Source organism: Pseudorhodoferax sp., assembly GCF_047601025.1.
Classification (GTDB): domain Bacteria; phylum Pseudomonadota; class Gammaproteobacteria; order Burkholderiales; family Burkholderiaceae_C; genus Pseudorhodoferax.
In genome coordinates, this window is the sequence record NZ_JASGJZ010000001.1 from 4,084,183 (window position 1) to 4,097,402 (window position 13,220).

Here is a 13,220-nt window from a genome sequence, read left to right on the forward strand (position 1 = left end):
TGAAAGGGGAAACGATGTTCGACTGGATGGCCTGGACGACCCCGGTGGCGGTGTTCTTCACCTGCATCGTGCTGATGCTCGCCGGCATGACGGTGTGGGAAATCAGGTCCCCCACGGTGCAGCGCAAGGGCTTCCTGCCGATCGCCACCACGCGCGGCGACCGCCTGTTCATCGGCCTGCTCACGGCCGCCTACGTCAACCTCGCCTGGGTGGGGCTGGGCGAAAAGATGGCGCAGTGGTTCTCGCTGGAGGCCGAACCCTCGGTGTGGATCGGCTTCGTGATCTCGATGGCCGTGCTCGCCTTCGTGATGCGCAAGGGGTGACCGTAGCCACGCAAACAACCCGCTTTTTTCGAAGCGTGAAAGGAGCCGGCCCGACCCTCCCCCGGAGCCGGCTTCCAAGCACCCAAACGGGGAGTCTCAAGTGAGGAGACAGCAATGAAACTGCAGTACAAGGCGATCGCGTTCGCCGCGGCGCTCCTGGCGTCGGGCCAGGCCGCATGGGCCGGCGAAGCCGAAGCGCAGAAATGGATCGACAGCGAGTTCCAGCCGTCCACGCTGTCCAAGGACCAGCAGATGGCCGAGATGAAGTGGTTCATCGAAGCCGCGAAGAAGCTGCAGGCCAAGGGCGTGAAGGACATCTCGGTCGTGTCCGAGACCATCACCACGCACGAGTACGAGAGCAAGACGCTCGCCAAGGCCTTCAGCGAGATCACCGGCATCCAGGTCAAGCACGACCTGATCCAGGAAGGCGACGTGGTCGAGAAGCTGCAGACCTCGATGCAGTCCGGCAAGTCCATCTACGACGGCTGGATCAGCGACTCCGACCTCATCGGCACGCACTACCGCTACGGCAAGATCCTGAACCTGACCGACTACATGGCGGGCAGCGGCAAGGAGTGGACCAACCCCGGCCTGGACGTCAAGGACTTCATCGGCACCAGCTTCACCACCGCGCCCGACGGCAAGCTCTACCAGCTGCCCGACCAGCAGTTCGCCAACCTCTACTGGTTCCGCGCCGACCTGTTCGCGCGCCAGGACCTGAAGGACAAGTTCAAAGCCAAGTACGGCTATGACCTGGGCGTGCCGCTGAACTGGAGCGCTTACGAGGACATCGCCGAGTTCTTCAGCAACGACGTGAAGACCATCGACGGCAAACCGATCTACGGCCACATGGACTACGGCAAGAAGGACCCGAGCCTGGGCTGGCGCTTCACCGACGCCTGGCTGTCGATGGCCGGCGCCGCCGACATCGGCAACCCCAACGGCCTGCCCATCGACGAATGGGGCATCCGCGTGGCCGACGACAAGTGCACGCCGGTGGGCGCGTCGGTCTCGCGCGGCGGCGCCACCAACTCGCCGGCCGCCGTCTACGCGCTGACCAAGTACGTCGACTGGATGAAGAAGTACGCCCCCAAGGAAGCGATGGGCATGACCTTCGGCGAATCCGGCCCCGTGCCCGCGCAGGGCCAGATCGCGCAGCAGATCTTCTGGTACACCGCCTTCACCGCCGACATGACCAAGCCGGGGCTGCCGGTGGTCAACGCCGACGGCACGCCCAAGTGGCGCATGGCCCCCGGCCCCAACGGCCCGTACTGGAAGCAGGGCATGCAGAACGGCTACCAGGACGTGGGCTCGTGGACCTTCTTCAAGGACCACAACCCGGACCGCCTCGCCGCCGCCTGGCTCTATGCGCAGTTCGTGACGGCCAAGAGCACCTCGCTGAAGAAGACCATCGTCGGCTTGACGCCGATCCGCGAGTCCGACATCCGCAGCCAGGCCATGAGCGACATGGCGCCGAAGCTCGGCGGGCTGGTCGAGTTCTACCGCAGCCCGGCACGCGTCGCCTGGTCGCCCACCGGCACCAACGTGCCCGACTACCCGAAGCTCGCCCAGCTGTGGTGGAAGAACGTGGCCCAGGCCGTCACCGGCGAAAAGACGCCGCAGGCGGCGATGGACACGCTGGCCGAGGAGATGGACCAGGTGATGGCGCGCCTGCAGCGCGCCGGCATGGAACGCTGCGCGCCCAAGCTCAACCCCAAGAGCGACCCCGCCAAGTGGCTGAGCGACCAGCACGCGCCGTGGAAGAAGCTGGCCAACGAGAAGCCGAAGGGTCAAACCATCGCCTACGACCGCCTGCTGCAAGCCTGGAAGGAAGGCAAGGTGCGCTGACGCGCGCCTTGCGCCGCGCCGCGGGATCGTGGAGGGCCAGACCCTTCGCCCCCGGTGCGGGCAGCACCGCAAGACCCATGACACCCGCGATGCAGCCGCCCCTGCCCACCGACCGCACCCAGCTGCTGGAGCGATTGGCGCGGCCCGCCACCTATGACCTCGCGGTCGTGGGCGGCGGGGCCACCGGGCTGGGCGTGGCGCTCGACGCCGCCGCGCGCGGCCTGTCCGTCGTACTACTGGAGTCGCACGACTTCGCCGAAGGCACCTCGTCGCGCGCGACCAAGCTGGTGCACGGCGGCGTGCGCTACCTCGCCCAGGGCAACATCGCGCTGGTGCGCGAGGCGCTGCACGAGCGCACCACGCTGCTGCGCAACGCGCCGCACCTGGCGCGGCCGCTGGCTTTCGTCATGCCGTCCTACAAGCTGTGGGAAACGCCGTTCTACGGCGCCGGCCTGAAGATCTACGACGCGCTGGCCGGCCACGCGGGGCTCGGCCCGACGCAATTCCTCAACCGCGCGGAAACCCTGCGCTGCCTGCCCACGGCCATGGCCCAGGGGCTCAAGGGCGGCGTCAAGTACTGGGACGGCCAGTTCGACGACGCGCGCCTCGCGCTCGCGCTGGCGCGCACCGCCGCGCTCAAGGGCGCGCTCGTGCTCAACCACTGCCCGGTGAGCGACTTGCTCTACGAGGGCGGCAAGGTCGCCGGCGTGGTCTGCGCCGATGCGGAGACCGGCCGCCGCTTCGAGGTGCTTGCGCGCTGCGTCGTCAACGCCACCGGCGTCTGGGTGGACGGCCTGCGCCAGCGCGACGGCGAAGCCTGCGGCCAGCGCACCCAGCCCCTGGTCGCGCCCAGCCAGGGCGTGCACATCGTCGTCGACCGCGACTTCCTGCCCTCGGACCACGCGCTGATGGTGCCCAAGACGGCCGACGGGCGCGTGCTCTTCGCCGTGCCCTGGCTCGGCAAGCTGATCCTGGGCACCACCGACACCCCGCGCCACGACCTGGCGCGCGAGCCCGTGGCGATGCGCGAGGAAGTCGCTTTCATCCTCGGCGAATCGGCCCGCTACCTGCGGCGCGCCCCCCGGGCCGCCGACGTGCGCAGCATCTGGGTCGGCCTGCGCCCGCTGGTCAAGCCGCAGGACGACGACGGCGGCAACACCAAGCGCATCAGCCGCGAGCACACGGTGCTGGCGAGCCGCAGCGGCCTGGTCACCGTGACCGGCGGCAAGTGGACGACCTACCGCGCGATGGCCGAGGACGTGCTGCAGAAATGCATGGACCTGGGGCTGCTGCCCTCGCGGCCCGCCGGCGCCACCGCGTCGCTGCCCGTGGTCGGCGCCAACGGTGCGCGCGCGCACGTCGGCCTGGACGCGCCCCAGGGCCCCCATTCCTACGGCAGCGAGGCGCCGTGCTTGGAGCGCCTGCCGGGGGCGGACACGGCGCTCGCGCCCGGCCTGACCGAGGCGATGGTGCGCTTCGCCGTGCGCCACGAATACGCACGCAGCGTGGAAGATGTGCTCGCCCGCCGCGCCCGCGTGTTGTTCCTCGACGCGCGGCTGGCCGCCGCGCTCGCGCCCCGCGTGGCCGCGATCCTGCAAGAGGAACTGCCGGGCCACGACCCGGCGCTGGAAGCTTTCCTGGCGCTCGCGCGGCAGTACGCCACCGTTCCCGGGGCATGAGCACGGGTCGAAGCCCGGGCACCGACCCTCGATCACCGGAGCCGGCTCGAAAGCCGTGACGGTTTACTCAGCGGGCAGCAAGCCAGGCCCGTATGCCGTGTTCGAGAAGATGCTCGGGCGCGGGAACCCTCCAGACCCATGGAACGCATCGGTGCAGGCCAGCCGGCGGGATTGGCACGGGCCGGAATAGGTGTCGCGCGTGCCGCGGCAGCCGGCCAGGCATGCAACGGCAGCACGGCCTCAGGGCGGCAGGCCCGCCGCCCCCGCCAGGCCGACGCCGATGGCCTGCTCGCGAAACCGGCGCGCGGCCAGCGGGTCGCGCGCCTGCAGCCGGCGGTAGGTGGCCAGGGCCTCGTCGGCGCGGCCGTCCATCAGCTGGCCCAGCAGGGCCAGCCCCAGCGCCGGGACCATGTCGGGCAGCTTGGCCAGCACTTTTTGCGCATGGGCATCGGCCTTGGCGCCATCGCGCGTGGCCAGGTAGGCCTGGGCGATGTAGATGTGGGCGTCGAAGGCGTTCGGCGTGAGCGCCAGGGCCTTGTCCAGCGCCGCGATCGCCCGGCCGGCATTGCGGGCGCGCAGGTAGGCGTGGCCGAGGTTGATCCAGCTGTTGGACAGCGACGGGTCGATGGCCACCGCGCGTTCCAGTGTCTTCACCGCCTCGTCCGTCGTGCCGCCCAGCAGTTGCAGGTAACCCAGGCTGCTGAGCGCAACCGCGTGGCGCGGGTCGATGGCCAGCGCGCGGTCGATGTACTGCCGCGCCTTGGCCCGATCGCCGGCGCGGCCGTGGAAGGCGGAGATGTTCACCATCAGCCCCGCGTCGCGGGGGTCCAGCGCCTCGGCCTTGGTGAACACGGCCAGCGCGCCGCTGGCGTCGCCGCTGCGGCTGAGCAGGTCGCCCAGCGTGGCGAGGTCGGCCACCGTGGCCCGGCCCATGTCGTCGATGCGCCGGTAGGCGGCGATCGCCGTGCGCGGGTCTTGCGCGGCCGTGCTGTGGAAGGCCAGCCCCCGCCAGGTGCGCGGTTCCTGCGGCGCCAGCTCGGTCGCCCGCCTGGCGTCGGCCAGCGCGGCGCGCAGGTCGCCACGCCGGCCGTGCAGGTTGCTGCGCTCGATCCGCGCCTCGACCCGGTTGGGGTCCAGCTGCAGCGCGCGATCCAGGGCCTCGGCCGCTTCGTCGTCGCGCTGCATCTTGACGAGCACGTGGCCCAGCTTCTCCCAGCCCTCGGCCATGTCGGGCGCGGCGGCGATGGCGCGGCGGAAGGCGTCCTCGGCCGGCACGTAGCGCTGCCGGTCGTAGTCGGCCAGGCCGACTGCGATCAGCGTCCGCGCATCGGTGGTGCGGCCGGCGTGCTCGGCCAGCGTGCGATGGGCGGCGGCGTCCTGCCCGCGCCCGGCCAGCAGGCGCGCAAGCTGGTTGCGCGCGGCCTCGTCGCGTTCGTTCAGGCTCAAGCCGGCGCGGTAGGCGCGGATCGCTTCGTCCGGCTGGCCGAGCGCCTGGCGCACCGCGCCTAGTAGCAGCCAGTGCTGCGGCTCTTCCGGCGCGATCGCCACGGCCCGTTCGGCCAGCGGCAGCGCTTGCGCCGGCTGCCCGGCGTCCAGCCGCCAGCGGCCGCGTGCCAGGTAGACGCCGGACGAGGCCGGCAGCAGGGCGAGCGCCCGGTCCATCGCCTGCTCGGCCTCGGCCTGCCGGCCGGCCTGGTGCAGCACCAGGCCCAGGTAGTGCCAGGCGTGCGCCATGTGGTCGTCCTGGCGCAGCGCCTCGCGCAGCGCTGCCTCGGCCTGGGCCACCTCGTCCTGGTTGAACAAGGCCGCGGCCAGGAACAGCGATGCGCGCGCCGCCGTCGGCTGCGCCGCGCGCCAGGCCAGCGCGTGCGCCTGCAGGCGCTGCCAGGCCCCGGCCTCCTGCATCGCGAAGCCCTCGTCCACCCAGCGCGGCTCGGGCTCCGGCAGCGGGGGCACGGCCGGCGGCGCGATGCCACGCGACGCCAGCTGCGCCACCCAGTCGGCCGGCAGCGCGATGTTCAGCTGCTGGCCGGCGCTGAGCACGCCGGTGCTGATGCCGACCAGCCGGCCCTGCGCGTCGAACAGCCCGCCGCCGCTGGAGCCCGGCGACTGGGCGGCGCTGCTCAGGATCACCCGCTCGCCGTCGATCTCGGCCAGCCGCGTGACCAGGCCGCTGCTCACCGCCAGGCCAAAGCCCAGCGGGTTGCCGATGGCATGCACGGGCTCGCCGACTGCCAGCCCCGCCAGCGGCCGGATGCGCACCGGCGGGCCGGCGAAGCCCTCGGCTTCGAGCACGCACAGGTCGCGCGATGAGTCAGCACGCGTCCAGCGCGCCGCATGCCGCTGCTGCGCCGCCTGCACTTCCAGCCGCGCCGCGTCGCGCACCACGTGGCAGTTGCTGACGATGCGCCCCCCGCCCAGCGCCACGCCGCTGCCCTGGCCGGCGGCGGCGCCGGCCTCGTCATAGGCCAGCACGGTCACGACCGAGGGCGCGAGCCGGTCGAAGAGCGCCTGCGCGTCGTCGGCATGGCTGCAGGGCGCGAAGGCGGCTGCGGCGATGCCGGCCACGGCGGCGGCCAGCCGGTTGATGCCGGTGCGGGCGCGCGTCATTTCGCCCCCTGTTCGTAGGGCGCGATCGTCGCGCGGTAGCTGCGCTCGGCCATCGTGGGGTCGAGCCCGCGCAGGCTGGCATAGGCGCGCCGCACGTCCTGGTGCCGGCCGGCGGCGTGGTACTGCTCGATCAGCAGGCCCCACAGGCGGGCCTGCGTCGAATCCAGCGCCAGCGAGCGTTCCAGCGCCGCGATGCTGGCCTCGGTCTGCTGGGCCGCCGCGCTCGCCATCCCGAGCTGCCGCCAGCCGCCGGCCTCGTTCGGCAACTCGGCCACCAGGGCCCGGTCGATCGTCAGCGCCTCTTCGATGTGGCCGCCGTCCTTCAACGCCACCGCCAGCCAGAAGCGGCGATCGGGCACGTGCGGCGCCAGTTGCACGGCCTGCCGGTGCGCGGCGATCGCCTCGGGAAAGCGGTGGAAGTTCTGGTAGACCTTGCCCAGCTCGGACCAGACCCGCGACGGATCGGACGGCGCCTTGGCCAGGCTGGCGCGAAAGGCATCCGCACCCTGCTGCGGCCGGCCCAGCGCCACCAGCGTCGCGCCCTGCCAGAACAGCCCGTCGCCGGTATCGGCCATGTCCGCCGGCAGGCGCGCCAGCAGGGCCCAGGCCCGCGCCGCTTGATCCGAACGCAGCAGGCTTTCGGCCAGCCGCCAGCGCAGCCTGGCCTGGCGCGGATGCAGGCGCACCAGCCTGGCCCAGGCCGCAGCCGCGGCGGCATGGTCGCCACGCCCGGTGGCCAGTGCGATCAGGCCCTCGTGGGCCGGCCCGTGCCAGGGGTCCAGCGACAGGGCCTTGTGGTAGGCCTCGTCGGCCTGCGCCAGCTCACCGGCGCCGTGGCGGGCCAGGCCCAGCAGCGCCCAGACCGCCGGGTCTTCCTGGCGCTGGGCCAGCAGGCCCTCGGCAAGCGTGCCGGCCTCGGCGAAACGCCGCTGCCGGAGCAGCGCGCCCGCAATGCCCAGCGACGCGAACGACGACGGCTCGGCCTGCTGCGCGCGGCGCCAGGCCTGTTCCTCGGCCGCGGCGTCGTTGCGCAGGCGTGCGGCCAGCGCCAGCCAGGCCCAGCCGTCGGCATCGTCCGGAAGGCGGTTCGTCCAGTCCTGGGCCAGCTGGGTCAGCCCTTCGGCATCGGCGGCGCGAAACAGCCGCGGCGCCCGGTCCAGCAGCGCCTGGCGGTGGGCGTCCTGCACGCTGCGCGTCTCGATCTCGGCGATCGCCGCGGCCTGCAGCGCGAAGTTCACGTTTTGCCTGTCGCGCTGTCGGTAGTCGATGATGCCGACCAGCCGGCCCTGCGCATCGACCAGCGCGCCGCCTTCCGAGCCCGGCGAGATCGGCGCGGTGAACTGCAGCAGCGTCATGTCGCCTTGCCTGCGCACGCCGGCGATCACGCCTTCGGACAGCCCGACCCCCAGGCCCAGCGCGTTCGACAGCGCGAACACGCGCGCGCCGACCTGCGGCAGGCCCGGCCCCGGCGCCGGCTCGATCGCCGGCACGGCGCCCAGGCCGGCGGCCGCCAGCAGGCACAGGTTGCGCCGGGCATCGTGCGCCTTCAGCTCGGCGCTGGCCGACTGCCCGCCCGCCACCAGGCGGATCGCGTCGCTGCCCGCGATGCTGGTGCAGGCGGCGACGAAGCGCCCGCCGCCGACCGCGACCGCGGTGGCCGTGCCGATCACCTCGCCCTGGCCGTCCAGCGCCTCGAGCACCGGCACCGAGGGGTCCAGGCGCTCGAACAGCCGGGCCGGATCGGCCGGATCGGCCGGCTGGGCCAATGCAGGCAGGCACAGCGCGATGGCCATCAGCGCGCAGGAAAGTCGACGCGGCACGGAAGTCTCCTCGGCGCCGCGGACCCTGGACGCAAGCATGAGCGGCGCCGGAGTCTAGTGCAGCCGCGCACCCGCCCCGGGTCGGCATCTAGCGCGGGCCTGCTCCGGGGTGCCCTGTCGCGCCGCTTTCCTTCCCTGTGGATGGAACAGCGCGTCGGGCTGAAATGAAACCACCCCGTTTGGACTTCTCACTGCGTGTAGAAGTCCCATCCCCCTCAAGGGGCGCACCCGGCGGCCTGGCAGAGCCAGTTCCGCGGGTGCACTTGCATGGCCTGCTCCGCGGCCTTGTGAACCTTTGCCTGCAAGCCGGTTTCATGCCTTGCGGGTGGCGCGCCGGCGCCATGGAAAACTGAGATGTGGTGGAAGCCATGGTCCCGCTGAACTTGATCCGGTCCGTACCGGCGCAAGAAGGGCCTGCTCCCAGCAACTGGGGCGCGGGCCCTGGATGGTTCCAGGGCCGAGGTCGCGGCAAGCCTGCCCGCGTTCTCCCGCCTTTCTGTTGGACCGATCCTCGGCCCTGCACGCCCATCGTGCCGGCGAGTCCATCGCTTGCGCGCGCCGTCGTCCGTCCGTTTCATGGCCAGGCCCCGGGGGGTCAACCCGGAGACCACGCCATGAACGACCGCATCCACCACGCCTCCGCGTTGGCGCAGCGCATCCAGCTCAGCCGCGAGCCGCTGTCCGCCTCCCGCAAGATCCACGTCGCCGGCCAGCGCCACCCTGGGCTGCGCGTGCCCCGGGGCGCGCCCATCGGCTCGGGCCAGGGCCTGCTGCAACTGCCCGGCCTGCGCCGCCTGCCCGATGACGCCCAACCCCGCCGCGAAGCCCAGCGCCCGAGCGGCCGGGCCGACGATGCCACCGCGCCGGCGCTGGCCGCGGCGCTGCGCCGCCAGGGCGCGCAGGCGGTTTGCGTCACCGGCGACGCTGCCCGTGCCCCCAGCCAGGCCCGGCTGGCGCCAGACTGGTGGGACGGCCCGCTCAGCCCCTGGCTGCCGGCACCGGGCGAGACGCGCGGCTGGCTGGCCCTGCCGCGGCTGGCCGCGCGCCACCAGCACGGCAGCGGCTCCACAGCGTTGCCCCCCGCCGCCCTGGCGCGCGGCTTCGTGTTGCCGGACGCCGCGGTGCTGGCCAAGATGCTGGCCTGGACCGCGCTGCGCGGCGGCCATGCGGCCGGCGCGGGCGCGGGCCCGCTGCGCCCCGGCCCCGGCTTCATCGCCGATCCGAAGGCCATGCCGGTGATGGGCTTCGGCGGCATCCTCGGCCCGGGGCAGGCCGCCGCCGTGGCCCGCGCCGGCGCGGCGGGCGGCTGCCCGGTCAGGGCGGTGGACGGCGGCGGACTGGGGGCGCCACGGCTTGCTGTCACATTGGCTTCACGGTGGCTGGAAACAATTCCGCTCATATTCCACATTGGGCGCATGCCGTGCGCCTGTCCCATGAGTTCCGTCAACAGCACTTCCCATTCCTCGCCTGGTTTTTCCGCCACCCACCCGCCGGTGCACAGGCCGCAACTGGATCGCCGGCCCAGCCTGGCGTCCGTCGTCGTGTTCGTGGGCATGCTGGCCCTGGGCCTGGCCTATGCGGCCTGGAGCCTGGCGCAGGACGTGGAGGCGACCGGCGCCATCGCCCTGGGGACGACCACCTACGTCTCCTTCATCCTGCTGGGCGTGGCGCTGCTGATCGCGCTCGGCTTCGAGTTCGTCAACGGCTTCCACGACACGGCCAATGCCGTCGCCACGGTGATCTACACCCACTCGCTGCCGCCGGGCGTGGCGGTGGCCTGGTCGGGGCTGTTCAACTTCCTGGGCGTGCTGTTCTCCAGCGGCGTCGTGGCCTTCGGCGTCATCTCGCTGCTGCCGGTGGAGCTGATCCTGCAGGTCGGCTCGGGCGCGGGCTTCGCGATGGTGTTCGCGCTGCTGATCGCCGCCATCATCTGGAACCTGGGCACCTGGTGGCTGGGGCTGCCGGCCTCGTCGTCGCACACGCTGGTGGGCTCGATCATCGGCGTGGGCATCGCCAATGCGCTGATGCACGGCCGTGACGGTACCAGCGGCGTCGATTGGGGCCAGGCCGCCTCGGTGGGCAAGGCGCTGCTGGTCTCGCCGATCGTCGGCTTCGTCTGCGCCGCCTTGCTGCTGCTGGCGCTGAAAGCGCTGGTCAAGAACCGCGCACTGTACGAAGAGCCGCGCAGCGACGCGCCGCCGCCGTGGTGGATCCGTGCGCTGCTGATCTTCACCTGCACCGGCGTGTCCTTCGCCCACGGCTCCAACGACGGGCAGAAGGGCATGGGCCTGATCATGCTGATCCTGGTCGGGACGGTGCCCATCGCCTACGCGCTCAACCATGCCGTGCCCGACAGCCACACGCCGCAGTTCGTGGCCGCGGCCCAGGCCACGCAGGCGCAGCTGCTCAAGAGCACGCCGCTGGTCGCGCCCGCCTCGGGCGAGCAGGCCCGCAAGGTGCTGTCCGACTACCTGCGTGCCCGCGAGGCCACGCCCGCGCTGGTGCCCGCGCTGGCCACGCTGTCGGCCCACATCGGCGAGCAGGTGGCGCAGCACGGCTCGCTGGCCAAGGTGCCGGCCGTGGCCGTGGCCAACGTGCGCAACGACATGTACCTGGCCTCGGAAGCCATCCGCCTCATCGAGAAGCAGGGCGCGCCGGCCCTGTCGGCCGACACGCAGCAGCAGCTGCACGCCTTCAAGCACGAGCTGGACGGCGCCACCAAGTTCATCCCGCTGTGGGTCAAGGTGTCGGTGGCGATCGCGCTGGGCCTGGGCACCATGGTGGGCTGGAAGCGCATCGTGGTGACCGTGGGCGAGAAGATCGGCAAGACCCACCTGACCTACGCGCAGGGCGCCTCGGCCGAGCTGGTGGCCATGGCCACCATCGGCGCGGCCGACATGTACGGCCTGCCGGTGTCCACCACGCACGTGCTGTCCTCCGGCGTGGCCGGCACCATGGCGGCCAACCGCTCGGGCCTGCAGATGTCCACGCTGCGCAACCTGCTGCTGGCCTGGGTGACGACGCTGCCCGCGGCCATGCTGCTGTCCGGCAGCCTGTACTGGCTGCTGTCGCACGTGTTCTGAGGCGAGGTCCGGCCCTCGGGCTGCAGGCCGGGCCGTAATGCACGGTGGCGGGCGCATCGACGCAGCGGCGGCGAGGCACCGGCAATCCGCGGCCGCAGCCACGGCCGAGGGAAGGGCGACACCGTCCCGAGGGTCACGCGGATGTCATCGCGCCTTCCTAAGCTGCCGGCGTCGATTGGCTTTTGAAAACACCTTCCTACGATGACCACGATTCCCCGCCGCCGTTTCCTGCTTTCTTCCACTGCCGTCGCCGGCAGCGGCCTGCTGCCCGCCGTGCTGCGCGCGCAGGCCGCGCCCGCCGCCATCACCCGCGACGGCGCCCGTCCGCTGCTGCCCTCGGGCGTGCAGAGCGGCGACGTGCTGGCCGACCGCGCCATCGTCTGGGCCCGCGCCAGCCGCGATGCGCGCCTGTGGCTGGAATGGTCCACCACCGCCGGCTTCGCCAACGCCACGCGCGTGCGCGGCCCCGACCTGCTGCTGGCCAGCGGCGACGGCACCGGCCGCATCGACCTGCAGGGCCTGCCGGCCGGGCAGGACATCTTCTACCGCGTGGTGCTCGAGGACCTGGGCAGCGCCAGCGTGCGCTCGCCCGCGGTGCCGGGCCACTTCCGCACGCCGCAGGCCGCCGACGGCCCGGCCACGCGCCCGCTGCGCCTGGTGTGGAGCGGCGACACCGCCGGCCAGGGCTTCGGCATCAACGAGGCCTTCGGCGGCATGCGCATCTACGAGGCCATGCGCAAGACGAATCCCGACCTCTTCATCCACAGCGGCGACACCGTCTATGCCGACGGCCCGATCCCGGCCGAGCTGAAGCTGCGCGACGGCACGCTGTGGAAGAACCTGGTCACGCCCGAGGTCGGCAAGGTGGCCGAGACGCTGGACGAGTTCCGCGGCCGGCACCGCTACAACCTGATGGACGCCAACGTGCGCGCCTTCGGCGCCGAGGTGGCGCAGATCTGGCAGTGGGACGACCACGAGGTCAGCAACAACTACTCGGACAGCAAGAGCGTGGTGAACGATGCGCGCTATACCGAGAAGAACGTGCAGCTGCTGGCCGCGCGCGGCCAGCGCGCCTTCATGGAATACGCGCCGATGCGCCCGTTCGGCGCGGCCGAGCCGCAGCGTGTGTACCGCCACCTGCCACAGGGCCCGCTGGCCGACGTCTTCGTGCTGGACATGCGCAGCTACCGCGGCCCCAACAGCCACAACCTGCAGACCACCGAAAGCGCCGAGACCGACTTCCTCGGCCGCCCGCAGGTGGACTGGCTGCTGGCCGGCCTGAAGCGCAGCCGCGCCACCTGGAAGATCATCGCCGCCGACATGCCGATCAGCCTGTTCGTGCCCGACGGAAAGGACGCCGAGGGCCGCGCCCGGTGGGAAGCCGTGGCCAACGGCGACCACGGCGCGCCCAAGGGGCGCGAGATGGAGATCGCACGCCTGCTCAAGGGCATCAAGGACGCGGGCATCAGGAACGTCGTCTGGCTCACCGCCGACGTGCACTACACGGCGGCCCACCACTTCAGCCCCGAGCGCGCGAAGTTCCAGGACTTCGATCCGTTCTGGGAGTTCGTCTCCGGCCCGCTGAACGCCGGCGGCTTCGGCCCCAACGAGATGGACAAGACCTTCGGCGGCGAGGTCGTCTTCCAGAAGGGCGCGGGCTACGACAATTCCGCGCCCACCGAGGGCTACCAGTTCTTCGGCCAGGTGGACATCGACCACCGCAGCCAGGCGCTGACCGTCACGCTCAAGGACCTGGACGGGCAGGCGCTGTTCACCAGGACGCTGGAGGCGCAGCGGGCGTAGGCGCCGGCCGTCCGGTCCGCCCACGTCGAGGGCTCCCGGGGCCCTCGCATGGCG

General features: G+C 72.1%; 7 protein-coding genes and 1 pseudogene. 6 read left to right on the forward strand and 2 right to left on the reverse strand.

The window, feature by feature from the left end; genetic code table 11:
- Positions 1 to 14 precede the first annotated feature (14 nt).
- From QM782_RS19050 to QM782_RS19065, 4 genes and pseudogenes are all read left to right on the forward strand, one after another.
- Complete coding sequence (locus QM782_RS19050; RefSeq protein WP_415204461.1) at positions 15 to 323, forward strand: DUF2160 domain-containing protein; 309 nt, start codon at positions 15 to 17, stop codon at positions 321 to 323.
- A gap of 114 nt (positions 324 to 437) precedes the next feature.
- Entirely contained in the window at positions 438 to 2,171 is a 1,734-nt protein-coding gene (locus QM782_RS19055) for an ABC transporter substrate-binding protein (protein ID WP_415204462.1), read from the forward strand.
- Between the two features lie 89 nt (positions 2,172 to 2,260).
- The gene (locus QM782_RS19060; protein ID WP_415204463.1) at positions 2,261 to 3,850 is read left to right on the forward strand and encodes an FAD-dependent oxidoreductase; all 1,590 of its coding nucleotides are present in this window, start codon (positions 2,261 to 2,263) and stop codon (positions 3,848 to 3,850) included.
- A gap of 58 nt (positions 3,851 to 3,908) precedes the next feature.
- Positions 3,909 to 4,040, forward strand: a pseudogene (locus tag QM782_RS19065) (toxin YhaV); the annotation flags it as partial.
- Between the two features lie 50 nt (positions 4,041 to 4,090).
- Here QM782_RS19065 and QM782_RS19070 read toward each other — a convergent pair.
- Both QM782_RS19070 and QM782_RS19075 read right to left on the reverse strand, forming a co-directional pair.
- Positions 4,091 to 6,460 carry a tetratricopeptide repeat protein gene (locus QM782_RS19070; protein ID WP_415204464.1) on the reverse strand — a complete coding sequence of 790 codons (2,370 nt, stop codon included), beginning with the start codon at positions 6,458 to 6,460 and terminating at the stop codon, positions 4,091 to 4,093.
- On the reverse strand, positions 6,457 to 8,280 hold the full coding sequence (locus QM782_RS19075) for a trypsin-like peptidase domain-containing protein (RefSeq protein ID WP_415204465.1): 1,824 nt from the start codon (positions 8,278 to 8,280) through the stop codon (positions 6,457 to 6,459). Before QM782_RS19075 ends, QM782_RS19070 begins: the two co-directional genes overlap by 4 nt.
- Before the next feature lie 1,433 nt (positions 8,281 to 9,713).
- Between QM782_RS19075 and QM782_RS19080 the strand changes: the two genes are divergently transcribed.
- Both QM782_RS19080 and QM782_RS19085 read left to right on the forward strand, forming a co-directional pair.
- The gene (locus QM782_RS19080) at positions 9,714 to 11,363 is read left to right on the forward strand and encodes an inorganic phosphate transporter (protein WP_415205686.1); all 1,650 of its coding nucleotides are present in this window, start codon (positions 9,714 to 9,716) and stop codon (positions 11,361 to 11,363) included.
- 201 nt (positions 11,364 to 11,564) lie between these two features.
- Positions 11,565 to 13,166: an alkaline phosphatase D family protein gene (locus tag QM782_RS19085; protein ID WP_415204466.1), complete on the forward strand. Its 1,602-nt coding sequence runs from the start codon at positions 11,565 to 11,567 to the stop codon at positions 13,164 to 13,166.
- The last annotated feature ends 54 nt before the right edge of the window (positions 13,167 to 13,220 follow it).